A 23,352-nucleotide genomic window follows, 5' to 3' on the forward strand; every position below is an offset into this window, starting at 1 on the left:
GCGGGGGAGGGCCTCCGACGTGACCAGAGGGTGAATAAACATGCTTTCTGGTTTTTGGGCGGTTTCGCTGTTGTTTCGTGTTGGTGCTGGGCCGGGTGTGGTGGTGCGTGTTTGTCTTGCCGCGCTCTCAGTTTTGAGGGGTTCGTTCATCGAGTCACGGAGTTCTGGATGCGACGCCTGGGTGTCATTTCGGCTGCCGTTGCTTTTGCTTCGGCTGTGATGTTGTCGTCGCCTGCGGTGGCGGACATGGTGGTTCCGCTGGATCAGCCCGGTGCGGTGGTGTTCAACAACGGTTCCGGGAACGTTACGAACATCGGTGACGGGAACAGCGCGGCGGGCCGGGACAACCTCGTCGGAAGCGGACACGTGGCGGGTGCGGGACACCTGGTGGGCCTGACCGCAGTGAGCCACAACTGGGTCGTGCGGAACAACCTCAATGTGTCTCTGACCCTGGCGTCGGTATCCGGTGTCGCAGGCTCCCCCGCTGTCAATTCGGTGATCCCCGCAGGAGGTACCAGCGGCGCCTTCGCGCTCATCCCTGGAACTACCGGTGTCGCCGTGTACCGACAGACGGACAACCCGACGTTCCAAGTGACAGTGAACTTCGGAAACAACAACAGCGCGGCTTGCGTTGACAACAACTTCCCCCAGGGCATCGCCTGCTTCAGCACGTACGGCACGATCTCCATCCCCAACACCCTCAACGTCAACCCGGCGAGTTGACGCAAGAGGAGCGGACACCCCGACAGGCCGAATTCCTCGATCCTGAGGACCAAGCTCCGGTGGGGCCCGGCGGTTGATCTGAACGATGGGCGACGGGACCACCATCACCTGCACCGGACCGGGCACCCCGTACCCACCGGAGCCCGGGCAGCAGCCGCCCCTGACGTGTCCTGGCCTGCGGTCACGGAACTCACCGGTTCAGTAGTGGTGACTACGGATCAGCCCGCGGCAGCGCCGTCCGGGTCGCCGACCGCCCCTGCGTGAACGGGTGAGCGGTGACGGCTCCTGGGCGGCTCGTACCCCGGCAGCCCATGGCCGTCGTTCAAGCCGGTGCCGAAGCCGTTGCCATAGGGGTTTCCCCCGGTTGGGCGCCGCTAAGACTTCCCAGGTCCGCCAAGGATGCCCAGCGAGCCGCTGTTGCCGCCGCCGAGGACACCTCCGAGCATGCCGTTGCTGCCCCGGCTGGGGTTGTCGGCAAGCCCAGGGCTCGTAACGGGTGGTGACCAGTACGGCCCAAGATCGTTCACTGGTGTATGAACAACACCAAGCGCGTACTTGTCGCCCTCGCTCTTTCGGGAGCCGTCCTGACCATGTCGGGAGCTGCCCAAGCCGGGGCCGCGACGGCCGGCAGCACCAGCAGGGCCGTTCCGGCTGACGGGATCAATTTCGGCCACATCCTCCACGGTCTGGGCCTCGGCGTCGGCGGCCAGCTTCTCGGCGACGCCAGGGGCCAGAACCACGCCAAGGGTCATTTCCTTCCCGCCGGCCACTCCGCGGTGGTGCCGGCCGCCATCGTCGGCGGTCTCCGGTAGCAGCCACGGCAAGCTCCCCTGACAGGACAGCTCTCACCGTCGGCTGGGCCCGACCTCCAGACCTGGCCGGATCGGGTCCGAAACACAGGTGCGCAGCGGTGACGAGCGGCTCCCTTCACCACCCCGCGTAGGGTCCTGTGGCGGTTCGCGGCGAGGTTCGGGCCGGGCGTGTGAACGTTCGTGCCGCTACTCGAAGCCGTTCCGTCGGTGCGGGGTAGACGCGGCCGGCCCCGGCGTCGCCCGGACGTCGTGCTCGGTGACCGCGGGTACGACCACGACAAGTCAGCCGTCGCGTGTGGGAGCTTGGGGTGCAACCGGGGGTCGTCTGCCACGGGACCGAGCACGGTTCCGGGCTCTGTACCCGCAGCTGGGTCGTGGAGCGCGCATTTCGCACATCTGCACTGGTTCCGCCGCCTGCGGATCCGGCGGGAGATCCGCGACGACATCGATGAAGCCTTCCTCCAGCTCGCCTGCTGCATCGTCTGCTGGCGGCGCCTGACGAAGCTCGTGCCTCAGTCCCCGCGGTCCGAGCTGAAGCCGCGGTCCTGAATCACCGGAAACGTCTTCTCCGCAGCGGCAAGCCATGCATCGATCTCGTCGTGGCCGGACCGGATGGCACAGATCAGCTCCATGAGGGCATCCAGCTTCTGCCTGCCGACGTTCAGGCGCAGCTCCTCAAGCGAAACTTCCTGGTACGGCATGCTCAGCTGCCACCAGAAGCGCATCAGGTAGCGACACTCCTGCGGCTCCCGGTCATCCGCGAGGCGACTGTGAACCACTGCTTGGACGCACTGCCGCTGCCCATCATCGCGAAAGCCATCCCGCAGGTCAGTCAAAGTCACGGTCGGACAGTACCAACCGCGCTCACCAACAGGCGCCATGAGGTCATCCCATTAGGAATTCTAATCAAGTTGCAATCGTCTTGTCGTAGGTGCTGACGGACCTTGATTCCTGCGATATGACGGCGGGGTGCGATGCGCGCAGGGGGCGGGTTCACTGTCCAGGAGGAACGGCTTCGGGGCGGGTACGGCGGGAGGCCGCCGAGCGGTTCGAGCGGGGTGACGGCAACAGGGTGATCGCGGCGGACCTTCGGATCACCGTGCGTCGGTGGAGCGGTGGCGCCACACCTGGCGCCAGGGAGGTTCGGCTGCCTGGAGCCGAAGGGCCTGCAGCCGTTGCCCCGGCTCAGCGAACAACAGTTCGCCCTGTTGGAGCGGGAGTTGGGAAGTGGCTGGTCGTGCCAGCAGCCGTTTCGTCGGGCGATCGAGCGCGACGACGGGGCGGTCGAGATGTGGAAGAAGCAGGTGTGGCCGCAGGTAAAAGCCTAGTGGCGGCGCGCGGAGCCTGGCTGATGTTCGAGGACGAGGCCGGGGTCTCGATGACGTCGGCGCGGGCCCGCACCGGGGGACGCCCGTGGCCGAACACCCATCGTTCGGGGCGCGTGGCCGCTCCCGTCGGCGGGTCTCGGTCGCCGCCCTGACCTGCTACAAACCCGGCGAGCGGTCCCGGCTGATCTACGGGCCCAGGCTGGACGACGGCCAGGGCAGGAGCAAGGACCGCAAGAACTTCGCCTGGACCTACTACCGCGACTTGATCATCGCGGCACACAACCAGCTCGGCGGACCGATCATCCCGATCTGGGACAACCTGAATACCCACCTGGCCGCCGGCATGAAGAAGTTCATCGCCGCGCAGGACTGGCTCACCGTCTAGCAGTTGCCCTCGTACGTGCCCGATCTCAATCCAGTCGAGGGCATCTGGTCGCTACTGCGACGCGGATTCCTGGCCAACGTTGCCTTCGCCGACCCGGACCACCTCGTGTAGACGGTCAGACGCGGCTTACGGAAGATCCAGTACCGGCCGCAGCCCATCGGCGGCTGCCAGGACGCGACGGGCTGACCACTTCGTTGCCGTGATCGAGTTCGACACTGGCAGGTCGTGGCCGCATCAGCGGCCGCGTGGTCCGCGAGCGACGATCGGAGGAGCGTCGCCCTCTGGCAGGACGACCAGGAACCGCCAGAGTTCGTGGTCAACGTTCGCCAATCCGATGGTCGCCGCTGACGCGAAAGCCTCGGCAGCGGGCCCGACACCCTCGGTCAGCTCGTCGATCCTCGCGTAGAACTGTGCCAGATCTGCGGAGCGGCCGTTGATCCACGAGCGAACCGTCGCCCCCGTACGAAGGGCGGCGAGTAGCTCATCGCGCATCGTGCCCGGAGCCGAATCCAGGACTCGGCCGTGAAGGCGCTCCTGGGCACATGGCTGGGTCGGGGCCGCGTCGGCCTGCTGACGGCACCGTCGACACGACTGCAGCGCGTCGGGAACGAAAAGGTAGAGAGTGGTACGCCGTGCCGATATGCCACACAGCGTCCCGCGCGCGCCTACCGCGTGCTCGACACCAGGGGCCCCGTTCACCTCGCAAGCACCGAAGCGAGCCGGCTCCCGTGCTGCTGCGAACGACCAGCCATCATTTGGGACCTCGATCACGCGGACGAGCATGCCACAGCCGCTCCTCCATCCCGTCCTGCCGCCGACATCACGAGTTCAACCTGAGTAACGGCGTCTCATTTAGGGTGTCCGGTGAACTGTGCGGTCAGCGGGGGCTCACCGTACGTTCCGGGCATGAGTGAACGCTTCGGCTACGCGAGATGCAGTCTGGACAAGGAGGATCTCACCGCCCAGCGCGAGATCCTCCTCAGCCTGGACGTCCCGGAGGACCGGATCCACGTGGACCACGGATTGACCGGAACCGAACGCGCCGGCCCGGCCTGGCCCAGGCCTTGGCGGCGGTGCGTGCCGGCGACACCCTTGTCGTCCCCGAGCTCGACCGCCGCGCACGCTCGGTGCCCGACGCCCGCGACATCGGAGACTCCCTTACCGCCCGCAACGTCAAGCTCTCGCTCGCCGGCCCGCGACCAGTGATCACGGGCCGGTCGAAGCCGCCTACCTGCAGGCCGTCGCCGCCTTCGCCGAGGACACCGGCGTCGATCAGCTGGCCATCCGCGAGCCGCAACTCGCAGGCTTCGTCCACTTCGGCCTGGAACCACCGATCGACGGCCACGGCCTGGCCGGCCCCTTCCCCGCCGACCACGCCGGGTTCCACGACGGCGCGCTGGTGCCGATCGACGTCGGCCTGGAACTCGTCCGGGCCATGCTCCGCGAGGCCGGTGCCTGGTGCCGCCTGGAGGCGGCAGGAGCGTTCACGGTGCACGTCGGCCGGGACCAATACCTCTACCTCGGTACCGCACCAGGGGCCGGGCTCCTCGCTGTTACCTCGCGCGCGGAAGCCGTCGCGTGCGGGTCAGCGCAGTGCGGTAACGGCGTTCATGACCAGCGCGCGGGCGTCCGCCCCGTAGACCGCCATGCGGCGCAGCTGCTCGAACGCTTTCAGGTAGAGCCCCACTTCCGAGGGCTGGGTGATGTTCACCTCGGCGGAGAGCAACTCCACGGAGACGAACTTGTCGTCGTAGACGTGGAAGGTCTCCAGAGGCCACACCGTGCGCGGCTCGACAGAGCGGGGGATCACCCCCAGGGACACCGCCGGCAGGGCGCCGGCCGTGAGCAGGTACCCGAGCTGGGCGGCCATCGCGTCCGCGTTGCCCATGCGGTAGTAGAGGGTGGATTCCTCGACCACGAGGACGGCGCGGCGGCCCGGGTCGTGGATGATCCGGGACCGGTCAACGCGCGCCTGCGCAGCCTCCTCGCCCGCCTCCGGGCAACCCCGGAACCGGGCGATCGTGTCCAACAGGCCACCCGCGTACCCGTGCGTCTGGAGCAGACCGGGCACGAGTGTGGACGAGTAGATCCGGAACAGCCGCGTCTCCGCGAAGATCTTCGGCCACGAGTTCTGGAGCTTGCTCAGCTCCTGCACCTGGTGACGCCACTCGCTGTACATCGACTCGGCGTTCATGGACCGCACGACGAGATCCGGCGCCTCATCAGGGCGGCCGCAGGCCCGGCACCAGTGCCGTATGTCCCGGGCCGAAGGAGCCGTACGGGCGTTCTCGATCCGCGACGTCTTCGAGTGGTGCCAGCCACAGAGCGTCGCCAGCTCGGCGACGGTCAGCCCCGCGCCCCTGCGGAGCTCGCGCAGCCGGGCCGCCACGGCGACGCGGGCGGCCTGCGCAGAGGACGAGAAGGATGCGGGCATGGGTGAGACCGTCCGTCAGATCTTGTACTCGGCGTGCGGGATGGCGCGGGTCCATACCGACTCGAAGGCTTCGGTGCACAGCTTCGCCGAGACCGGATCGTTGGTGATCTCCTCGCCGAGCGACGACCCGTCGCCCGCGAAGTGGTTCCAGTGGACCCACTTCCCATCGAAGAGCCAGAAGTCGTTCCCCGGCAGCGCGATGTCCGAGGCCCGGCGGCGTGCGAGCCACCGGACCTGTTCGCCGGCCGCGACGTTCGTGAACGTCCCGTCGTACAGGAAGCGGGTGTACTCGCTGACCGGCTCGGAAACGATCCGGGCCCGTCGGATGTCCACGCCGCGGGCGACTTCGCCGGCGACCATGTCGAGCCACGGGCGCCACCATGAGGCCCGGTTGGCCGGATCATGGCGGTAGCCTGCCCGCCACTCTGCGAACGGTCCGGCCTCGTAGTCGACGGCGTACGAGTCGCGCATCTCCAGGTGGTAGGCCGTGGTGCAGCCGGCCATCAGTTCATCGAACGTGGGACTCCAGGACATCGCACTCCTCCCTGACGATGTGCAGCATGCGGGCCGGGATGCGGATCACCGCTTCTCCTTCGGGGATTCCGACCGCGTGGCCCGGTACCTCGGTGGCCGCGCACTCGGCCTCCAGCTCCGGGCCGGGCTTCCAGCCCTGGAGCACGAGCTCCCCTTGCTCGATGTCGGCCCAGACGGTCGGGCTCTGCTTGTCGCCGGTGTTGGGGTCGATCCCTACGAACAGTAGTGGCGTGCCAGCCTCCCGATGTCGGCCTGTGCACTTCTGTGCACCAGCGTTGGGGCAATGAGCAGGCCGGTCAAGGCTCCGATGTGGCCAACTCCCGACGCCGAATGGCTAGATGCACAGATCTGCACATGGCTGGTTGGGCGACCGCCGGTTCCGTCACGCTCGGTGCACCACCACCAGCTGACGACGGTAGGGAGACCCGCCATGGAAGTCCGCGAGACCGGCACCAGCATGAACATGGGGTTCGATCACGAGGACCATCCGCTTCTGCACGAGCAGGTCCGCGACGCGGCGACCGGGGCTCAGGGCGAGCTGATGGCTGTCGTCCGGGAGCCCGTGGGCTTCGTGGCAGGCAGGCAGACGTGGGCTCGCACGGCGTACATCCGGGGCTCGGACGGCCGGGAGGTCACTGCGGCCCCGCAGACGCTGGAACCGCTGTGATCGCGGGCCGCATCTGCGCGCGCTGTCAGCGCGCGCTCGGCTCCGACTTCGAGACGATCACAGGTCACTCGATGTCCGGGGCCCGACCGGATCAGCACCAGCACCGCCGCGGTGACCCGAAGTGCCGGCCGCTCACCGAAGCCGAGCGCGAGCGCGGCTACTGACGCCCGGCCGCCGGTGCTCCGCCGTATCCCGGCGGCCGGGTCCCCCACCACCTTCCACACCGTCACCCCCTCGACCCGGCCGTGGTGGGCGGCGTAGTGCCCGCGCCTGGATGGGAGGAGCGGACGGCCGCCGCGATCGAGCGGGCCGGCTTCGTTGTCGACGGGGAGCTGTGGACGTGATCACTACCGTGTTCTGTGAGACGGCGACGGACGTCACGACCTGCGAGGCCTGCTGGCGGAAGCCGGTGGACACCGCCCGGGCGGGACCTGCTGTGCATCCCGTGTGCCGAGGCCGGATACCTCCCGCCGGTGGTTCTGTTCCCGCCGCTGGGCCTCTACGGGCTGACGGCGCCTCGTCTGGCTTTGTAGTCGGGTTTCGAGAACGTCTGTTGTCCGGCTGCAGGAACACTCGCCTCATCCGGAAAGTGATGTCGTCGCATTCCGGGAACCTCGGTGCTTGTTTCGGGACCGTGGTTGTGCTCACGTGCGCAACGCAACGGCCTCGGCAGGACCCGCTCGATCCACAGCCCCGCCCGGGATCGGCCGGACAAGTCCTGGCTAGTCGTCCACGGCCCCCGGAGCCAGGGCCGGGGCCGGGAACGCGAAGCGGGCCTCGGCGCCTGACCACCAGACGCCGATGGCGAAGACGGCGGTGGCCTCCAGCAGGGCGGCGCGATCGAGCCCGCCGCAGGGCAGTGGCGTGCAGTCCATGGAGGTGATGATCTCTGTCACCCGTGTGGCGGCGCCCGGCTGGTCGGTGCAGAACGGGACCGCCAGTGGGGACCCTTCGAAGGCTGGCCGGTCCAGGGTCCAGATGCTCTCGTGGCACACCCCGAACGCTTTCACCACATGGGCGTCGGGGGCGGCGTCCGCGATGAGGCGGGCGACGGAGGTGGTGCCGCCCGTGGTCAGGGCCGGTCCGTCTCCGCCCGGCGCCATGGGAACGGTGCAGTCGATCACCGTCCGACCGGCCAGCAGGGGGGCCAGTTCCTTGGCCAACTGCGGGGCGGCGTCTGCTGGCACGGCGAGGAGTGCCACGTCCCCGTGAGCCGCGGCCTCGGCGAGGCTGCCGTGCCCGGAGGCGCCGGTGATCAGGGCGGTGCGGGAGGCCGCTTCGGTGTCCCGTCCGCCCACGCGAACGTCATGGCCGGCCCGTACCCAGGCCGCGCCGAGGGCCGTGGCCATGGCCCCTGTACCGAGAATGCCGATGCGCATGTGCGTGCTCCTGTCGTCCGTGTCGCGAGATGTGCGAGGTGTGACGGAAAGGACGCTAAGCGCGCCGATGCACACCACATGGTGTGCATCGGGCCGGGCAGGATGATCGCATGAGCGACACGGCGGCAGAGGCAGACGAGCAAGACCTGGGCGAGGACCTGGGCGGCGCCGAGTATGCCGCGGACTGCCAGGCGAGAGTGGCCTTCGAGGTCCTGTCGAACCGCTGGGACAGCGTGATCGTGTACATCCTCGGCGAGAGCGGGCCCATGAGGCCCCGCGCGCTGGTCACCCGCATCGGCGGGATCAGCCCCAAGGTCCTCAACGACGCCCTGCGCCGCCTCGAGTACAACGGCCTGGTCGCACGCCAGGCGTACGCCGAGGCCCCACCACGCGTCGACTACTCCCTCACCGAAGCGGGCCTCGCGCTGCTGGGCCCGATCCGTGCGATGGGCGCGTGGGCGGGACGCTACACCGAAGCCGTCCTGGCGGCCCAGGCCCGCTTCACCCCCCGGGAAGATCGCCTGGACAGGAGCTAGTAGTGCTTTGTTAGGTGGTGTCGTAGGGCTGTCATGGGACGGTTTGCTGGCAGGTGGGGCAGGTGCCGGTCCAGGTGGCGATGAGGTGTTGGAGGAGGTCCAGGGCCTGGTAGAGGGTCAGGCCCTGGCAGGGGCTTTTGGGCTCCTCCGCTGTTCGGTGAGGAACAGGTGGGCGGCGGTGACGAGGGTGACGTGGCGGTGCCAGCCGGTGAACGAGCGGCCTTCGAAGTGGTCCAGGCCCAGAGCGGTTTTCAGCTCGCGGTAGTCGTGCTCGATCCGCCAGCGGGCTTTCGCCAGGCGGACGAGGTCCTTGGCGGGATGTCGGCGGGCAGGTTCGAGATCCAGTACTTCACCGGTTCGCTCTCGCCCTCAGGCCACTGGGCGATCAGCCAGGAGGGCGGGATCGTGCCGTCGGCGGCCGGCTTGGGACGACGGCCGGCGAGCCGAACCCTGAGCAGTACGAAGTGCGAGCTCATGGCCGCTTTCGAGCCCTTGCGCCAGGTCACGGTCCGGCCGCTGCCGCGGCCTGCGGCCAGCACATGCCCGCGCAAGGAGACGGGGCGGGTGCGGTAGCGGGGCAGCGGCCGGGGGCCGAGGCCGCCGTAGTCGGGTCGGTGCGGCACCGCGTCTTCGCGGTGGGCGGTCATCTCACCCTTCACCTGCAGGACGTAGGCCAGGCCCCGCTCGTCCAGGCCGTGACGGAAGTCGGCGTTCGCGCCGTAGCCGGTGTCCGCGACCAGGACCGCGGGCCGCAGACCGGTGGCGGCGAGTTCATCGAGCATGTCCAGGGCGAGCTGCCACTTCGGACGGTGGTGCACGGTGTCGGGGATCCGGCAGGCCCGTCGGCGGGCTTCGGTGTCGGGCCCGTCCCAGGCGGCGGGCAGGAACAGGCGCCAGGACAGCGGGCACGAGGCGGTGTCCGAGGCGGCGTGGACGCTGACGCCGATCTGGCAGTTGCCGACCTTGCCCAGAGTGCCGGAGTACTGGCGGGCCACCCCGGGCGAGGGCTTGCCGTCCTTGGGGAAACCGGTGTCGTCCACGACCCACACCTCAGGGCGGACCACGGCCACCGCCCGCCACGCCAGCCGGGCCCGAACCTCCTCGACCGGCCAGGTCGAGGACGTCATGAACTGCTGCAGCCGCTGATGATCCACCCCCAGACGCCCGGCCATCGGCTGCATCGACTTGCGCCGGCCGTCCAGCAACAGCCCGCGCAGATACAACTGGCCCTTCTCCAGCCAGTCCCGCCGCACCAACGGTGCGAACACCTCGGAAGCGAACTCCTCCAGCCGAACCCGCACCGCCGCAAGCTCCCCAGCCCTCATACAGCCAGCGAACTACCGAACACCCGACGTGACAAGACCGGCTAACAAGGCACTACTAGCCAGGACGTTTCACTACCGGGCGGCCCGCAGCTTCCGCCGGACCCTGGCCCGCCGCTCCCGTTGCCGCCGCCCACCCCGACCCCTGGCCGTCCGCCCGTGTAGCGGCCGAACTCCCCGAGCAGCACGCAGCCCCCGACGTGAACCGCACGCGCCGGGGGCTCTCGTACACCTCGTTGCAGAGCCGGTTGGTTCAGTGCCCGCAGGATGGCTTCGACCACCCACCGCATGTCTCGCAGTAGTCCGCGCGGAAGATCCTCAACAGGGTCCTGATCAATGGCCGTTCGCTTCCTCGCGAACCACGTGGACCGTGCACACAACCCCTTCCGGGCCCCTTTCGACCCGATCGACGCGCAGGATCTGACCTGCGTACTTTCGCCGGAAGGGGGGTTCGGGATCGAGGCGGCGGCCCTTCGTCATGCTCCGGGGTGTGCTCGGCCGCTACGCCTTCCGTCCCTCCGGCCCGGCCGGCGGGGGCATGCGGCCCCTGCGCGACCCGACGGACCCCGCGGTCCCGGCGGACGACGAAGACACCGACGAGTGCGTCCCGTTTGCCCCTTGCTCAGCTGTGGTTCTGCGCGTGGAGAGCACGCGCCATGGGCGAGGACCCGTCGGTGACGAAGGAGCGGATCTGTGCCAGGTAGGCGTCGCGGTCGATCTGGCCGTCACCGTCCTCGTCCAGCGCGTCGAAGGCCGCACGGGCGTTGTCGGCGGGGTTGCCCAAGGCATGGCGCAGCCGGGTGAACTCCGCCCGGTCGAGGTGTCCGTCGCTGTCGGTGTCGGCCAGGTCGAACAGCGATCCCAGAGCCTGCCTGCACACCTCGTCGAAGGCCTCCCCGCCCGCCCACGCCTCGTACTCCGCGAAGGTCACCCGTCCGTCCCGGTTCGCGTCCATCGACGCGAACACCCGCTCGTGCGCGGTGCGCGCCAAGGACAGGAGCGGGTCGTCGCCCGCCCGGCCCAGGGCCGCTGCCGCGCGTTCGGGCCGGGCAAGGTACTCCGGGCGGGAGATGACCCCGTCGCCGTCGACATCCAGCATCGAGAAGATGTGCCGCTTGGCCGTGATGGTGTCCACCCGGACCCTCGTTCCTACGCGAAGCCGAAGAAGCAGCGGGCACCGCTCCCACCCCGGAAACGATCACCCTGGCGCCAGGTCACCACCGCTGCCGCGCCGGCCGATGGGCGCGAGTCCGGCGTCGCTTCCGGGCGGGTGGTCTGACGGCGTGGCGGCATGAGCAACAAGAAGCCCCAGGGCGACACGTACGCGGGAATCATCCAGGTGCCCCTGGATCGGGCGGCCGAGACCCGCGACCCAGTCCACGGAAGGCTCGCGCTCACGTACGCCGATGGTGTCCCGACCCTCACCGTCACCGGGGGAACGCTGAAGTGGACCGCGTCGTCGCGGGCCGGCTTCGGGCTGCTCGGGCGGCGCAGGTGGCGTCCGCGGCCTGCCCCGTCCGCAGGTACGCCGACACCTTCTCGTCCGGTCCGCGGCGTCCTGCGTCGGCCGGCCCTTGGACACCGCACGGCCCAAGGACTTGCCGATGGTGGCCTTCGCCGCGTCTGCCTCCTCCTGGCTGCGGGCGGCCAGCACCACGTCGTACCCGGCCTGGGCACAGGACGGCCGCTGCCGAGCAGGGAGCCGTCGGCCGGCGGCGAGGCGCGCATGCTCGTGTGGGTGGCCCCGGAACACCTTTGGACGGCTTGTGGTGTTGGCCGGGGCGTGAGCCCGGCCGGCCGGTCGGCGGTCCGGCTTGTGGTTGGCCGGGCCCAAGTCGAGGTGTTCGAAGGAGTGGCCATGTCGCGTGGTGTTGATCAGCAGGAGAGTTCCCGGGAGGCGTCTGCTGAGGTGTCTGCCGCACCGGCGCGGGCGGCGGTGGTTCCTGGGGCGATGTCCGCTACGGCCCCGGCACCCGCTGCGCAGGCGGTCCCGGGTACCGAGGTGTTCGGCAGGTCCGGTGAGCCGGTGTACTGGACGGCGCCGGTGGGGGCGAAGCGCGTCACGTTTTCCCTGTGGGGTGGCGGAGGCGGGGGTGCGGGGGGCTGCGGGGGTGGTGGAGGCGGCGGCGGCCACAACGGCAGCTCTACCGGTGCCGGCGGCGGGGGAGGCGGTGGTGGTGCCGGTGGGGCGGGAGGCAGCAGCGGCGGTTTCACGACGTGCGTGTTCGACCTCTCCGGATCCAAGCGGCCGGTCAGGTTCAAGATCACCGTCGGTGGTGGCGGTGCTGGAGGCAGCGGTGCGTCGGGCGGCTCGGGTGGGGTGAAGGGGGCGCGGGGCAACACGTTCACGGTCACCTCCGGCCGGCCCGGCAGTGCCGGACAGTGCGACAGCGACAGCGACAGCGGCGGCGGCGAGGGCGGCATGAGCTCGGTCACCGGCGGCGCCTGGTCGGCCTGCGCCGCAGGCGGCCGGCCCGGTTTCGTCGCACAGGTCGGCGCCGGCCAGGCCGGTCAGGGAGGCGGGCACGCCGGTCTCTTCGAGGACTCCGAGCCCGGCAGCGGCGGGAGCGGCGGGCACCCCAGCGAGGGCGGCACGGCGGGGGAGGGCCTCTCCGAGGTCCTGCGCGCGGTCGCCGGCACCGACCGGATCACGGCCCGCAATCCGGGACAGCGCGGTGTGGCCGGCGGGCCGGGCGGGAGCGGCACGAGTGCGAAGGCCTGGCACGGGGCTCCCGGCGGGGACGGTGGACGCGGCGGGCGCGCCGATGACGTCCACGGCACGCAGCTCGGCACCGGCGGCGAACCCGGCGCCGAAGGCCGGCCCGGTACCAGCGGCCGTCCCGGCGCCGTGATCGTGTCCTGGGCCTGACCCGGCCGGCCGCCGCTGGCGTGGGCGGCCGGAGCGGAGGCTGCGCCGGTGATGAACCGGCAGCCGGCACCACGTTCCCTGACGGCGGCGCCCTCCACCCCGGCCGCGCCCGCCACCCGGTCCGGGTGCTCCCCTGCGGCCTCTGAGTCCCGGGCCGTGCACGCCTCCCGCCACGTAGGCGTGGGCAGGCGCCGCCGTTCCCGGTGGTGCGGGTGAGCGGCCCGCCAGGCGGCTACCGGGCCCACGGCTTGACCGGGGGGAACGGCAGGGAAGCGGCGGGCACTCGGTCGCGCGCGGGTGTGGGGTGGGTGGTCAGGTGCGGGGGGTGGGGGGTGTTGCGGTGGTGACGGCGGTGGCGATGCCGGGGAGTTTGCTCTGGCGTCCGGTCCCGCCGGTCTGGGTGGTCTTGGTGATGACGGCGAGGTCGCGTGCGGTGATCACCAGGGTGCTGTCGGGGGAGAACATGATCGGGGCGTGGCTTTGGCCGCCGATGGCGTGGTACATGGAGGTGGTCTTCAGGGTGGCGGCGTCGAGGATGTCTCCGCCGGTGCCGAACAGCCGCTGCCCGTCGGGGTGCACGGCCATCGTGGAGATGCCGATCCAGTCCGTCTCGTGATGGGTGGCCTGCAGGGTGCGGGCATCAAGGCGGAACACGCCGTCGTGCCCGGTCGCGTACAGGTGCGCGCCGTCTGCGGACAGCCGCACCCACAGCACGCCTTGAGCTCGCTGCTGCTTTCGGCGCTGCCGGTGGCCAGGTCGAAGCGGACCACGCGTTCCCCGCAGGCGCAGTAGAGCAGTCGGCCGTCGGCGGAGAGCTGCGGGGAACGGTGCTCCTTGTCGCCGGCGATCAGGGTGCGGGTGACGATCCCGGTGGCCGTGTCGATGACGGCGACGCCCGCGCGGTGGCTGACGAACAGGGCCTTGCCGTCGGGGGTGAGTGTCATCGCGCTCGGTTCGCCCAACAGGCCGGGGATCGCGATCGTGCCGGTCTGGGTGAAGGTGGCGAGGTCGATGACCCGTACCGGGGCGGTGTGGTCCTCGGTCAGCGCGTACAGCACCTTCGCCCCCGCGGTCGCGGCAACGTCGGTTATCGGCCGCCGTGCGGGAACCTGGCCGAGAAGTGCGAGGTCCCCCAAGACCCCGAGGCGGACGGCCGTGGCGCCGTCACAGCCGGCCTGGCCCCTGCTTCCGGATCAGGGACCCGGCTGTTCAGGCCTGCAGGGGGTCTTGCTCGGTCAGCGTCCGGCGGGTCTCACGGTGCTGATGGCTGGAAGCGAGTGGGCGCGGTCGGGAGATATACGGGTCGGTCACAGCGCTGACGTGCCGTTTGACGGATTGCTGGAGACGGACCGGTCACGCCCGGCCTGCCGACCGGTCACGGGTCCGGTGGGCAAGCCCCACCGCACGAAGGGCTTGCCCAGCGTCCGGGCCGCAGGGGGTGGCTCCCGAGATCGTGGCGTCACCATGCCGGCCCGGAGGGTGGAGCAGATCAGGAGGGCGTGCGATCCCGCAGAAGCCGCCGGCACCCGGCTTTGAGACCCTGCTCGGCTCCGCCCGCGTTCGTGCACTGCACCTGGAGCTACGCGACGTCTATGCCGTCGGTGAGGAACGGGAGGTCTACAGCGCGTTCCTGAGGGACGGCAGCGTTCCCGCGGACGACTCGGCGTACTGGAGCGGGTGGCTGCCGCTGGTGGAGCGGACCGTCGCCCGCGGCCTGAAGGTGGCCCGGGTCCGGATCGTGTCCGAGCCGGTCACCGAGTACATCCGCTTCGAGCACGCCATCACCGACGCCGACGTCCGCGCCGGCGAGGAAGTCCGCTGGCTCGGCCGTCGCCACGCCTCCGCCCTTGCGCTGCCCGGCAACGACTTCTGGCCCATCGACGACCGGGTCGTGCCCGGTGGAACGTCTTCTCCGGCGAAGGCGAGGCACTCGAACCGGATCACACCGAGGATCCCGCCGTGGTCAAGCTGTGGCCCGGTGGTGGCCGACGCGGTTCTTGCCGCTGCCGATTCGGAGCAGGCCGGTGATGCCGTCGGGGGTGTCGGTGACGACGTCGCATTGCGCAGGCGCGACGGACGTGACAGTTCGACCGGACACGCTCGTGGGCACCTTCACGCCGTGATGAGCATCATGATCAAGGCGAACGTGAAGCCGAGGCCGAAGCACAAGCAGACCAGGGAGAGGAGGACGTACACGGCCGTCCGACGCCCTGAGCGGTGGGTGACCACCCTTGCCGGGTCCTGAGGGTCATAGGCGACTTGGATGGTCTCGGCACCGGTTCTTCCCAGAGCCATGCTCCGGCTGACGCCCGCCGTGTCCGTGTAGATGTACGTCCCCGACCCACGGAGCTCGCCGGGTGTCTCAGCCGCGTTCTCCGCCTCGACGGTGATGCCGCGCCGGGTCAGGTACCACCCCCTGCACGCCGACCACAGCCCCGCAGCACCGCCCGCGATTCCCACTGCTGAGAACAACCCGCCGAGCAGAGTGGCAACCGCCAGCATGAAACCGTCGATCCCGCCTACGCGGATTCCGAAGGCCAAGGCCACAGCGACGAGCACCAGGGCAACGGCAAGCGCTCCCCACCTGAAGGCGCGCCGCCTCCTCTCTGCCTGGGACTCGGTCAGAACGCGCGTGACGACCAGGCCGGAGCCGTCGACCACGACGTCCCCTTCGGCACGCTCGGGCAGAGCACGGTTCACGGCATCTGCGAAGGCCCTGGCGGCTGCCTCGCTCACACCGCCGACCCGGTGGACGGCCGGCGTCGCCCCCACCGCGGCGGTCAGCTCGACGGCGACGGACCGGCCCGCGGCGCGTACCCGTTCGATCGCCGCCAGCGGAATGCTCAGCTCCTCATGCGGGCGGCTCAGAAGCAGCGCCCCGCCGACGGAGCGGAGAACGGTCTTCTTGCTTCCCTGCAGAACAGGTATGGGAGATGTGATCGGCATGATCATGATCGTAGGGCGCAGCGCAGCCCGCGGCTTCGGTATCGCCGTGATCGGGATGGCCCGGGCACCGCCCCCGGTTGTCCGGAGGCTCACCTCGCCCCAGCGCCGGATCGACACGAGTACGAGGCGAAGCCGCGCGGACTTCGGTCCCGCACGGTTCCTAGGGTACGAGCACGATCTTGCCCTGGACCCGTCCGGTTTCGCTCAGCTCGTGGGCCTTCGCGGCCTCGGTGAGCGGGAGGGTCTCGGAGATCGTGGGCCGTATGCCGTGCGCGTCGACGAGCTCGGCGAAGGCGGTCAGTACGGCGGGGGTGGGTTCCAGGAAGAACTCCACGAACCGTACGCCGAGTTCGGCAGCGCGAGCCATGACCAGCGTGCGGTCCACGCCGACGCCGACAACGTCGACCAGGATGCCCCCCGGCTTGAGGGTGGGCAGGGACCGCGGGCCGTAGTCGTTGCTGACGGTGTCGAGCACGGCGTCGATGTCGCGCAGGGTCGAGAAGTCCCGGGCCGTGTAGTCGATTGCCTCGTCGACGCCGAGTCCGCGGAGGTATTCGTGCTTGGTGGCGCGGGCGGTGCCGATGACGTACGCGCCGCGGGCCTTGGCGATCTGTACCGCGAGGTGCCCGACGCCGCCGGCCGCGCCGTGGATCAACACCCGCTGTCCCGGCTGTACGTCGGAGAGGGTGATCAGGGCCTGGTAGGCGGTGAAGCCGGAGATCGGCAGGGCGGCGGAGCCGACGTGGTCGAGAGTGCGCGGCTTGGGCGCGATGCGGTCTTCGGTCACCACCACGTGGTCGGCATGACTGCCCTGCGGCGGGACGGTCCAGCCGTAGACCTCCTCGCCCATCGCGAAGCGGGTCACGCCCTCGCCGACGCCCTCCACCGTGCCGCTGAACTCGTGGCCCAGGACGAACGGCGGCGGGCCGAAGAAGTCCACCTTGCCGATGCGGACCTTCCAGTCCGCGGGGTTCATACCGGTGGCCCGTACGCCCACGAGCACCTCCCCAGGGCCGGGGGACGGAGTGGGTGTCTCGGCGAGCTCCAGGACGTCGGAGCCGCCGATGGTCTGCTGGGTGATCACGCGTGTCATCGTCATGCCGAGCATTCTGCGCCAGATGATCATGAGGGGGAAGCGGTTTCGCCGCCCGGCGGTGTTCTGGCGTTCCCGGCATCACGACCCGGTGAACCCGCAGGTCACCGCAGTACTGACGGCAGCCTAGACCCGCGCACTCCTGGCGTAGCGCCGTCGCGCCACGTAGCGGAGCAGGGCCCAGATCGCGGCGCCGTTGACGAGGGCGCCGACCAGGACCGCACCGTAGAAGCCGGCTTCGGACCACATGTCGAGCTTGCCGACGGAAGTGTCAGGTGCCACCCAGTCCGCAGGGAGCGGGTCCGACTCCGAGGGGTAGTCCGTGGGCAGCTTCGTGGGCGGCTGCGAGCCTTCGTAGAGGGGCCCCTCGACTGGGGCCGGCTCCTCCAGGGCGGCCGCGGCGGGTCCGAAGGTGCTCAGCAGGAAGAGGCTGACCGGCGCGGTGGCCAGGATCGGCCAGACTCCGAAGAACCCGACATCCCCGGTCCGGCTGACGACCGCGACGTAGACCAGCATCGCGACCACCAGCGCCAGGTATCCCCCGGGCACCCACATCTCGGGCTTCGACCAGCGCCGCACCATCACGTTCCCCGTCCTGTTCCGCTTCGTTCGTCCTGGTGCCAGTCTCGAAGCTGCCGGGGCGCGCCACCTGAGTACGCCTACTTATCCTGGTCGGCTCTGCGTACCTGGTCAGAGCCGTGCACGGCGATCACGCCTGATGCCCGGGCGGCGGCCACAGGGCCCATGAGGTCCATCAGCGCGGGTGGGTACACGTACATCAAGTCGTCGAGCCGGCGCTGCGCTTCCAGGGCGCCCCGGCCATGGTGTCGATCGCCCGGCCCCAGGTGGTGCCCGCCTGCGCCCTGGAGCCGGGCGCGGACGGGGCGGGATGCTGAGTCAGCCTTGTACCGGCTGCGGGCGGACGCGTCGTTTGTATTCGACGGTTTGTGCGGTCAGGACACAGGTGGCGAGGACCGCGAGGACGGCGCCGGTCCACATGGCGGCGGCTGAACCGCTGTCGCCGGCGCCGCTGATGGCGACGCCGCCGATGGCGCTGCCGGCCACGACGCCGAGGGTGATGACGGATGTGTGCACGGTGTTGACCAGGTTTCCGGCTCCGGCGACTGCGACGACCCGGACAACGAGTGCGGGGTTCATCGTGACGCCGACGAGGCCGACCAGGAGTACACCGGGCAGAGCGGCCCAGGGCAGGTGGGCGAAGAGGGCGAGGAGCACCAGCGAGCCGGCCAGGACGAGATGGCCGATGCGCAGCAGGGTGACCGCATGACGGTCCGCGTAGCGGCCCACCAGGTTGTTGCCGATGACGGTGCACAGGCCGTAGCCGAAGAGGATCGCGGTCGTCGCATGGGAGGAGAAGCCCGCGTCCTGCTCCAGCAGGGGGGTGAAGTAGGAGAACGCCCCGTAGGTCGCGCCGATGGTGAGCAGGCTGACGAGGTAGCGGCTCCACAGGCGGGGCGAGCGGAACTGCTGGAGCTCGTCGGCGGTGGCCTGCGCGGAGGCCGCGGGCAGGACGGGCAGGGTACGCAGGTCGAGCAGGCCGATGAGCAGGCCGGCGCCGCCGAGGGCGACGAAGCTCGTCTGCCAGTTCCAGGCGCTGGCGATGGCGTGGCTGATGGGCAGGCCGAGGACTGCACCGAGCATGAGCCCATTGAGGACGATGGTGATCGAGGACGCGATGCGGTCGGGGCTGGGGGCGAGCCTGGCGGCCATGGTCAGGGTGAGACCGAACACGGCGCCGCCGAGAGTTCCTGTCAGCAGTCGAAGCGCGGCGATCCACCAGTAACTGTGTACCAGGGGGACGGCGGCTTCCATCACCGCGTAGGCGGTGACGACGCCCAACAGCGCAGTCTTGGGCGGGACCTTGCGCAGGGCCCAGGCGATGAGCGGGCCGCCGATGGCCATGCCGAACGAGTAGATCGAGATGAAGGCGCCGATCGCGGCGGTCGAGGCACCGAGGCTACGGGCCATGTCGGGCAGCATGCCCATCGTCTGCAACTCGCTCATGGCTACCAGGAGCAGGGTGAGCATGAGCCAGTGGAGAGGTCGTTTGTTCACAGCAGGAACTCTTTCTGTATTTTGAAGTCCAAAATTTGGGCATGCCGAGACGAGGGCTTGCCGCCCACTTCGCTCAGACCAGCAGGGAGCGAAGCCCGCCGAGTGCGATCCGGCGCAGCATCGCGGGAGTGACTCCGGTCTGCGCGGTCACCCGGAGGCCGGCGATGAGAGTGTTGACCAGGACCGCGCCTTCACCGGCGTCAGGGCCGTCCGGAATGCTTCCGTCCATGCGGCCGGCCCGGATGGCGTCTTCGAGCAGGCCGAGTCGCTCACGCAGGTCGCGCTCGAGGATCCGTGCGATGCGCTCGTCGCGCGCCCGCAAGTCGGGATTCATCAGGGTGTGCACGCCCATGCAGCCGGCGGCATGGCCCTGGTCGCGAGCGACGCGCTCCTCGTCGACGATCGCATCGACGAGCTTCCGGAGCCGGTCGCCACCACTGAGGGAAGTGTCGGTCAGGATCCCCGCCTGAAGCTCTCGCATGGTGGTCGCATAGTGCTCCAGTGCCCGCACGAAGAGTTCATCCTTGGACGTGAACGCGTTGTACAGGCTGCTGCGCCGCACATCAGCGGCCTCACAGAGCTGCTCGGTCGACGTATCGGCGTAGCCGTGGACACGGAACTGAGCCGCCGCCGCTTCGAGCACCGTCGTCTCGTCAAAGGATCGTGGTCTGGCCATGCGTGGACGCTACCACGTTCTGTATCTTGAAATACATAATGCGTCGGCAGGGCCACCTGACGCCGATGGCTGCGCGCCGGTCCCCACACGCCGTTCCGATGTTCCCGCCGCAGCGGTGCCCACGAGGTGGAGCTCCCTACAGACGCGGGAGCCGGCACTTGCCAGGGCGGTGACGGGGATCGACCCGCTCGGCGACGTCGACGGCGTCGTCCTGGGCGTCGGCCAGGTGCGGCTCAGCCGGAACCCGGGCTGCCGAGCCCACGCTCTGAGGAATTCCGCTGAACCGTAGGCGACAGGCCACGGATCCGTCATCGTCGCGATGACGCCTGGAAGGCCGGTCACGATCGGGACTTGATCCTCAAGAAGTTCGGCATTGGCGACGCCACCGATCACGTCCATGACAGCAGCGGTCAGCAGGGCCGTGACGACGTGGTCGACCGGCCTGTTGCAGAACGCCATGACGTTGACGGCGTGGGTCGGGGTGAAGCCGATGAGGGGTTCCTGGTCGACTTCGTCGGCGTGCTCGGCCTCGAAGATGCCCTCATCGCCGACGCCGGGCCCCATGAGAGAGACCATGACAGGCCGGCGTCCGTCGATGCCCGCGGTTTCGGCAATGCCGAGACTTTCCGCGTGAATGTTCAGGTCGTACTCGCCGACCCGCTTCTCCTCGAAGTGAGACGAGGAACGGACAAGGAGTTCCCGGAGCCGCTGGACGGCTACGGGTGGGACCGGCTCCGCCAACTCAATCACCAACACCGGACCGCTCATGGCGAGAGCCTAGCCAGCCTAGGCTTCCATCCCTCAACCGGTTACTCAGCGTGCCCTCACCACACAACCTGAGCCAGAGCCAGAGCCAGAGCCAGAGCCAGAGCCAGAACCCGTTCCCGTGAACAAAGCCACACCCTCCACCTGTGAAGCGCCGCCCGACCGGGTGCCCAGGGCCGCACGGACCGCGACGCCTCCGGGCGCCGTCAAGTTCGGATGCAATCCGCCGCATGCCTTGACGGACGAGACCTGACGCCGTGCCATGGGAGGACACGCCGCGACGGGGGATGACACGATGGTGGACGAGGGACACGACGGCGCCGGTGGCGAGCCCGAGAGCCACAATGAGGTTCCGCGGGGCGGAACACCGAAACCCCCGAATGGAAAAGACAATTCGTTTGCCCACGTAGCGTGGATTGTCCTGGCGATCCTCGTCTTAGGGATGATCTTGAGCTCGTTCGGCGATTGCACCGGCAACTGCGTCAGCGACTTCGTGCGGTGATGAGCTCTCCGCCGCGGCACGTGCGCCCGTCGTTGGTGCCGAAACAGCTGACCGGTCAAGCTCGCCTGGCAATCGGTCAAGATCACCTGTTAAAGGATCCAAGCATCCCGGGACACTTCCATGCATTCGAAGGGGAGACCAGGCATGGCGTCCATCCCGAACGACGTGGCAAGGGGACGGGCTCGCCGGGTGAGGGAGTTCCGCCCTTCCCGAACACGCCACCGCTTGCTCCGCCCCCGCCCGGTGTGATCACTGGCTAGGCGCAGCGGACCCTGCTACCTCGACTCCCGCATAGGCCGGCGGCCACTCGAGGTCCGCACAGCGCACCGCTCCCGGCACGGGTCGGAACCTGGGGCCACAGCGGACGCGTCGTGCCTTGGCCCCACCGTCCGGTGTGTCAGCGCCTCCACCTGGACAGTGGGCGTAGCCGGCCCGGCTCCCGCCTCGGATACCGTGTTCCTCTACGGGGTGCCATAAGGGATGTGACGCCCCCCACCGGAGGTAGTCAGCGTATGAGTTCAAAGCGCAGCAAGAATCCAGCCCTGCCCGTACTTGACGACGCATTCCGACTCACGTCGGTCAAGGAGGCCGAAGAGTCCACCCGGGACTTGGCGGCGCGGCTGGCCACCACCGAGCTGCGCCGCGCTTCCCACCCGGGCCGGGTCACCTGGGAGCCCACCGATCAGGCCGAGCCCGTACCGGTCCCGCCGACTGTGGTCGACGGTGACGGGGACCTGTGGCTGCGGGACAGGGGCACTGGCACCTGGACCATGCCCGAGTTCAACCCGAAGGAGTTCCCTGCCCGCTGTGGCGAGGTTCTGACGTGGAACCAGCTGGCCTGCGAATTCGGCCCGCTGACCGCACTGGCCGACGACCGCCGCATCGGCGGCGGCCGGCGCTGACCGCGCCCCTGAATCGCCCGTTACGGCCAGTTGGGAGCTCCAGCTCACCGCCGACCTCGACGATGGCGGCGAGCAGGTGAGGGTAGTGGTGGCGTGCGACGGCTTAGAGCAGCGTGGTGCGGGCCTGGGCGCCACCCGATGTCCTCGGCGGGGCTGGCGCCGGTGGACCAGCCGGTTAGCGGTCGGCCCTTAGACGTCATTTTCTAGTGGCTGAGATGCGGAGCGGACAGTTTCAGGGAAGCCCAGCTCGTCCAGCAGCGCGTCGAACAGCTCCTCCACGAAGGTCTCCTGCGCGCGCAGCAGTTCCTTGATCCGAGGCTGCTGCGCCGCAGCGTGGACTCCAGCCGCTGACGCCCACGCGAGAGCGCTGTCGATACTTGAGGATTGGTTGACCTCGGTCAGAGGTGCGAAACGCGTCGAGATGGAGGCTGGAGTTTGCGCGTGTGAGGCAACATCCAGACGACGTCTGGCGCCGGATCGGTTGAGGCCCCGCCGTGCTGCACGACGCCCCGACAGTAGGCACACCGTCGATCTGTGCGCGAGCTCGTGCGGCGGTACGAGACCTGAAAAGCTGCATTGCATGGCCATAGCAAAAAAGGGAACGCGGGTTGTTGTCGTCGACGGGGAGCGCTATCGCTGGGTGGTCGCGCCCGACGACGAGTCCGGCGTGGCGATCGTCGTCCTGCATGAGGAAGTTGATGGACAGCGCATGGTGACGTGGGTTGAGCACGGCGTGGTGGTCGCACCGGGGTTGGTTGCCGGAGCCATCCGGGACGCGTTGCTTCACCACGGTTGGACACCTCGGCTACGTGGCAGGCAGCTCACGTTGCGGTGTCTGGGCAGGAATCCGGCCCCTGCGAATCTGAGGCTGATCGCCTGGCCGCCCGCGGCGTGAGCGAGCGGCTCGTCGACGGTCGAGCTCGGTCAGGCAGCGGCAGGCGCGGGCCGCTCGACCAGCTGACCACGTTGAAAGCGGGCTCCGGCGCGGCCCAGGGTGACGAGGTGGGCGCCGTTGACCGAGCGCCGGCGGGCTTGGGCGGATTCGACGAGTTTGAACACCATGGCGAGGGCGGCGGCGCGGGATCCGGCGCCCTTGGTGACCTTGGTCCGCAGCCGGACGGTGGCGAAGGGCCGAATCAATGGGGTTCATGATCCGCAGGTCGTGCTGTGGGGCCAGGTGGATGAATCCAGAAATCAGCTGTGGCGGTTCGAAAAAGTCTAGCCCTGGCTCGGTGCGGCAGGTTGCCGGCAACGGAACCGCCGCCTGAAGTTAAACGGAAGCTTACGCGATCCGCGATCCGCGATCCGCGATCCGCGACCCCCGACCCCCGACCCCCGACCCCCGAGGGTGGGGCCGGCGCGGAGGACGTTCCCTCCGCGCCGGCCTGCCCGGGAGCGAGGGC

General features: G+C 69.4%; 22 protein-coding genes and 4 pseudogenes. 10 read left to right on the plus strand and 16 right to left on the minus strand.

What is annotated here, in order from left to right:
* Nucleotides 1-168 precede the first annotated feature (168 nt).
* Both ABZZ17_RS20060 and ABZZ17_RS20065 read left to right on the plus strand, forming a co-directional pair.
* Nucleotides 169-723, plus strand: coding sequence for a hypothetical protein (locus ABZZ17_RS20060; RefSeq protein ID WP_356877644.1), 555 nt, complete (start codon nt 169-171; stop codon nt 721-723).
* Nucleotides 724-1,256: 533 nt separating this feature from the next.
* A complete protein-coding gene (locus ABZZ17_RS20065; RefSeq protein ID WP_356877645.1) occupies nt 1,257-1,535 on the plus strand; it encodes a hypothetical protein in 279 nt (92 codons plus the stop codon).
* Nucleotides 1,536-2,047: 512 nt separating this feature from the next.
* Here the strand turns inward: ABZZ17_RS20065 and ABZZ17_RS20070 are convergent.
* Nucleotides 2,048-2,377, minus strand: a complete 330-nt coding sequence (locus ABZZ17_RS20070) for a hypothetical protein (RefSeq protein WP_356877646.1) — start codon at nt 2,375-2,377, stop codon at nt 2,048-2,050.
* A gap of 536 nt (nt 2,378-2,913) precedes the next feature.
* Here ABZZ17_RS20070 and ABZZ17_RS20075 point away from each other — a divergent pair.
* A pseudogene (locus tag ABZZ17_RS20075) lies at nt 2,914-3,356 on the plus strand (transposase); the annotation flags it as partial.
* Nucleotides 3,357-4,180: 824 nt separating this feature from the next.
* Nucleotides 4,181-4,888: a recombinase family protein gene (locus ABZZ17_RS20080; protein ID WP_356877647.1), complete on the plus strand. Its 708-nt coding sequence runs from the start codon at nt 4,181-4,183 to the stop codon at nt 4,886-4,888.
* Here ABZZ17_RS20080 and ABZZ17_RS20085 read toward each other — a convergent pair.
* From ABZZ17_RS20085 to ABZZ17_RS20095, 3 genes are read right to left on the minus strand one after another with little or no spacing between them, the layout of a single operon-like run.
* Nucleotides 4,834-5,682 (minus strand): helix-turn-helix transcriptional regulator, encoded by an 849-nt coding sequence (locus ABZZ17_RS20085; RefSeq protein WP_356877648.1) that lies wholly within the window; start codon nt 5,680-5,682, stop codon nt 4,834-4,836. The two genes, ABZZ17_RS20080 and ABZZ17_RS20085, sit on opposite strands and share 55 nt — an antisense overlap.
* Before the next feature lie 15 nt (nt 5,683-5,697).
* Complete coding sequence (locus tag ABZZ17_RS20090; RefSeq protein ID WP_356877649.1) at nt 5,698-6,216, minus strand: DUF6879 family protein; 519 nt, start codon at nt 6,214-6,216, stop codon at nt 5,698-5,700.
* Nucleotides 6,191-6,439: a hypothetical protein gene (locus tag ABZZ17_RS20095; protein ID WP_356877729.1), complete on the minus strand. Its 249-nt coding sequence runs from the start codon at nt 6,437-6,439 to the stop codon at nt 6,191-6,193. Before ABZZ17_RS20095 ends, ABZZ17_RS20090 begins: the two co-directional genes overlap by 26 nt.
* 207 nt (nt 6,440-6,646) lie before the next feature.
* Between ABZZ17_RS20095 and ABZZ17_RS20100 the strand changes: the two genes are divergently transcribed.
* Nucleotides 6,647-6,883, plus strand: coding sequence for a hypothetical protein (locus tag ABZZ17_RS20100; protein ID WP_356877650.1), 237 nt, complete (start codon nt 6,647-6,649; stop codon nt 6,881-6,883).
* Nucleotides 6,884-7,605: 722 nt separating this feature from the next.
* On the opposite strand, the gene ABZZ17_RS20105 is transcribed toward ABZZ17_RS20100, so the two are convergent.
* The gene (locus ABZZ17_RS20105) at nt 7,606-8,340 is read right to left on the minus strand and encodes an NAD(P)-binding domain-containing protein (protein ID WP_356877651.1); all 735 of its coding nucleotides are present in this window, start codon (nt 8,338-8,340) and stop codon (nt 7,606-7,608) included.
* Nucleotides 8,341-8,372: 32 nt separating this feature from the next.
* Between ABZZ17_RS20105 and ABZZ17_RS20110 the strand changes: the two genes are divergently transcribed.
* Nucleotides 8,373-8,798, plus strand: coding sequence for a helix-turn-helix domain-containing protein (locus ABZZ17_RS20110; protein WP_356877652.1), 426 nt, complete (start codon nt 8,373-8,375; stop codon nt 8,796-8,798).
* A 117-nt stretch (nt 8,799-8,915) separates the two neighbouring features.
* Here the strand turns inward: ABZZ17_RS20110 and ABZZ17_RS20115 are convergent.
* Both ABZZ17_RS20115 and ABZZ17_RS20120 read right to left on the minus strand, forming a co-directional pair.
* Nucleotides 8,916-10,123 (minus strand): annotated as a pseudogene (locus ABZZ17_RS20115) (IS701 family transposase).
* 619 nt (nt 10,124-10,742) lie between these two features.
* On the minus strand, nt 10,743-11,255 hold the full coding sequence (locus ABZZ17_RS20120; RefSeq protein WP_356877653.1) for an EF-hand domain-containing protein: 513 nt from the start codon (nt 11,253-11,255) through the stop codon (nt 10,743-10,745).
* A 1,086-nt stretch (nt 11,256-12,341) separates the two neighbouring features.
* Between ABZZ17_RS20120 and ABZZ17_RS20125 the strand changes: the two genes are divergently transcribed.
* Entirely contained in the window at nt 12,342-12,989 is a 648-nt protein-coding gene (locus tag ABZZ17_RS20125; RefSeq protein ID WP_356877654.1) for a hypothetical protein, read from the plus strand.
* A 312-nt stretch (nt 12,990-13,301) separates the two neighbouring features.
* Here ABZZ17_RS20125 and ABZZ17_RS20130 read toward each other — a convergent pair whose 3' ends face one another.
* Nucleotides 13,302-13,694: a hypothetical protein gene (locus ABZZ17_RS20130; protein ID WP_356877655.1), complete on the minus strand. Its 393-nt coding sequence runs from the start codon at nt 13,692-13,694 to the stop codon at nt 13,302-13,304.
* 748 nt (nt 13,695-14,442) lie between these two features.
* On the opposite strand from ABZZ17_RS20130, the pseudogene ABZZ17_RS20135 reads away from it, so the two are divergent.
* A pseudogene (locus ABZZ17_RS20135) lies at nt 14,443-14,823 on the plus strand (DUF6879 family protein); the annotation flags it as partial.
* A gap of 129 nt (nt 14,824-14,952) precedes the next feature.
* Here the strand turns inward: ABZZ17_RS20135 and ABZZ17_RS20140 are convergent.
* The 7 genes from ABZZ17_RS20140 to ABZZ17_RS20170 all read right to left on the minus strand — a co-directional run bounded on the left by ABZZ17_RS20140 (nt 14,953) and on the right by ABZZ17_RS20170 (nt 20,548).
* Nucleotides 14,953-15,087, minus strand: coding sequence for a hypothetical protein (locus tag ABZZ17_RS20140; RefSeq protein ID WP_356877733.1), 135 nt, complete (start codon nt 15,085-15,087; stop codon nt 14,953-14,955).
* A 14-nt stretch (nt 15,088-15,101) separates the two neighbouring features.
* The gene (locus tag ABZZ17_RS20145) at nt 15,102-15,935 is read right to left on the minus strand and encodes a DUF3592 domain-containing protein (RefSeq protein WP_356877656.1); all 834 of its coding nucleotides are present in this window, start codon (nt 15,933-15,935) and stop codon (nt 15,102-15,104) included.
* A 160-nt stretch (nt 15,936-16,095) separates the two neighbouring features.
* Entirely contained in the window at nt 16,096-17,034 is a 939-nt protein-coding gene (locus ABZZ17_RS20150) for an NADP-dependent oxidoreductase (RefSeq protein WP_356877657.1), read from the minus strand.
* Nucleotides 17,035-17,154: 120 nt separating this feature from the next.
* Entirely contained in the window at nt 17,155-17,613 is a 459-nt protein-coding gene (locus ABZZ17_RS20155; protein WP_356877658.1) for a hypothetical protein, read from the minus strand.
* A 312-nt stretch (nt 17,614-17,925) separates the two neighbouring features.
* On the minus strand, nt 17,926-19,104 hold the full coding sequence (locus ABZZ17_RS20160) for an MFS transporter (protein WP_356877659.1): 1,179 nt from the start codon (nt 19,102-19,104) through the stop codon (nt 17,926-17,928).
* Between the two features lie 73 nt (nt 19,105-19,177).
* The gene (locus ABZZ17_RS20165; protein ID WP_356877660.1) at nt 19,178-19,780 is read right to left on the minus strand and encodes a TetR/AcrR family transcriptional regulator; all 603 of its coding nucleotides are present in this window, start codon (nt 19,778-19,780) and stop codon (nt 19,178-19,180) included.
* Between the two features lie 9 nt (nt 19,781-19,789).
* The gene (locus ABZZ17_RS20170; protein ID WP_356877661.1) at nt 19,790-20,548 is read right to left on the minus strand and encodes a DUF6368 family protein; all 759 of its coding nucleotides are present in this window, start codon (nt 20,546-20,548) and stop codon (nt 19,790-19,792) included.
* Between the two features lie 1,011 nt (nt 20,549-21,559).
* On the opposite strand from ABZZ17_RS20170, the gene ABZZ17_RS20175 reads away from it, so the two are divergent.
* Both ABZZ17_RS20175 and ABZZ17_RS20180 read left to right on the plus strand, forming a co-directional pair.
* A complete protein-coding gene (locus ABZZ17_RS20175) occupies nt 21,560-21,949 on the plus strand; it encodes a hypothetical protein (protein ID WP_356877662.1) in 390 nt (129 codons plus the stop codon).
* A gap of 580 nt (nt 21,950-22,529) precedes the next feature.
* Entirely contained in the window at nt 22,530-22,844 is a 315-nt protein-coding gene (locus ABZZ17_RS20180) for a hypothetical protein (protein WP_356877663.1), read from the plus strand.
* Between the two features lie 29 nt (nt 22,845-22,873).
* Here ABZZ17_RS20180 and ABZZ17_RS20185 read toward each other — a convergent pair.
* Nucleotides 22,874-23,077, minus strand: a pseudogene (locus tag ABZZ17_RS20185) (IS256 family transposase); the annotation flags it as partial.
* Nucleotides 23,078-23,352: the final 275 nt, after the last annotated feature.

The sequence above is a fragment of the Streptomyces sp. NPDC006512 genome, assembly GCF_040611935.1.
GTDB lineage: Bacteria > Actinomycetota > Actinomycetes > Streptomycetales > Streptomycetaceae > Streptomyces.

Bases quoted from the DNA above. Each gene is read 5' to 3' on its own strand.
- ABZZ17_RS20060 (WP_356877644.1), top strand. From the start codon at position 169: ATGCGACGCCTGGGTGTCATTTCGGCTGCCGTTGCTTTTGCTTCGGCT.
- ABZZ17_RS20065 (WP_356877645.1), top strand. From the start codon at position 1,257: ATGAACAACACCAAGCGCGTACTTGTCGCCCTCGCTCTTTCGGGAGCC.
- ABZZ17_RS20080 (WP_356877647.1), top strand. From the start codon at position 4,181: ATGCAGTCTGGACAAGGAGGATCTCACCGCCCAGCGCGAGATCCTCCT.
- ABZZ17_RS20085 (WP_356877648.1), bottom strand. From the start codon at position 5,682: ATGCCCGCATCCTTCTCGTCCTCTGCGCAGGCCGCCCGCGTCGCCGTG.
- ABZZ17_RS20090 (WP_356877649.1), bottom strand. From the start codon at position 6,216: ATGTCCTGGAGTCCCACGTTCGATGAACTGATGGCCGGCTGCACCACG.
- ABZZ17_RS20100 (WP_356877650.1), top strand. From the start codon at position 6,647: ATGGAAGTCCGCGAGACCGGCACCAGCATGAACATGGGGTTCGATCAC.
- ABZZ17_RS20110 (WP_356877652.1), top strand. From the start codon at position 8,373: ATGAGCGACACGGCGGCAGAGGCAGACGAGCAAGACCTGGGCGAGGAC.
- ABZZ17_RS20145 (WP_356877656.1), bottom strand. From the start codon at position 15,935: ATGCCGATCACATCTCCCATACCTGTTCTGCAGGGAAGCAAGAAGACC.
- ABZZ17_RS20150 (WP_356877657.1), bottom strand. From the start codon at position 17,034: ATGACGATGACACGCGTGATCACCCAGCAGACCATCGGCGGCTCCGAC.
- ABZZ17_RS20165 (WP_356877660.1), bottom strand. From the start codon at position 19,780: ATGGCCAGACCACGATCCTTTGACGAGACGACGGTGCTCGAAGCGGCG.
- ABZZ17_RS20170 (WP_356877661.1), bottom strand. From the start codon at position 20,548: ATGAGCGGTCCGGTGTTGGTGATTGAGTTGGCGGAGCCGGTCCCACCC.
- ABZZ17_RS20175 (WP_356877662.1), top strand. From the start codon at position 21,560: ATGAGTTCAAAGCGCAGCAAGAATCCAGCCCTGCCCGTACTTGACGAC.
- ABZZ17_RS20180 (WP_356877663.1), top strand. From the start codon at position 22,530: ATGGCCATAGCAAAAAAGGGAACGCGGGTTGTTGTCGTCGACGGGGAG.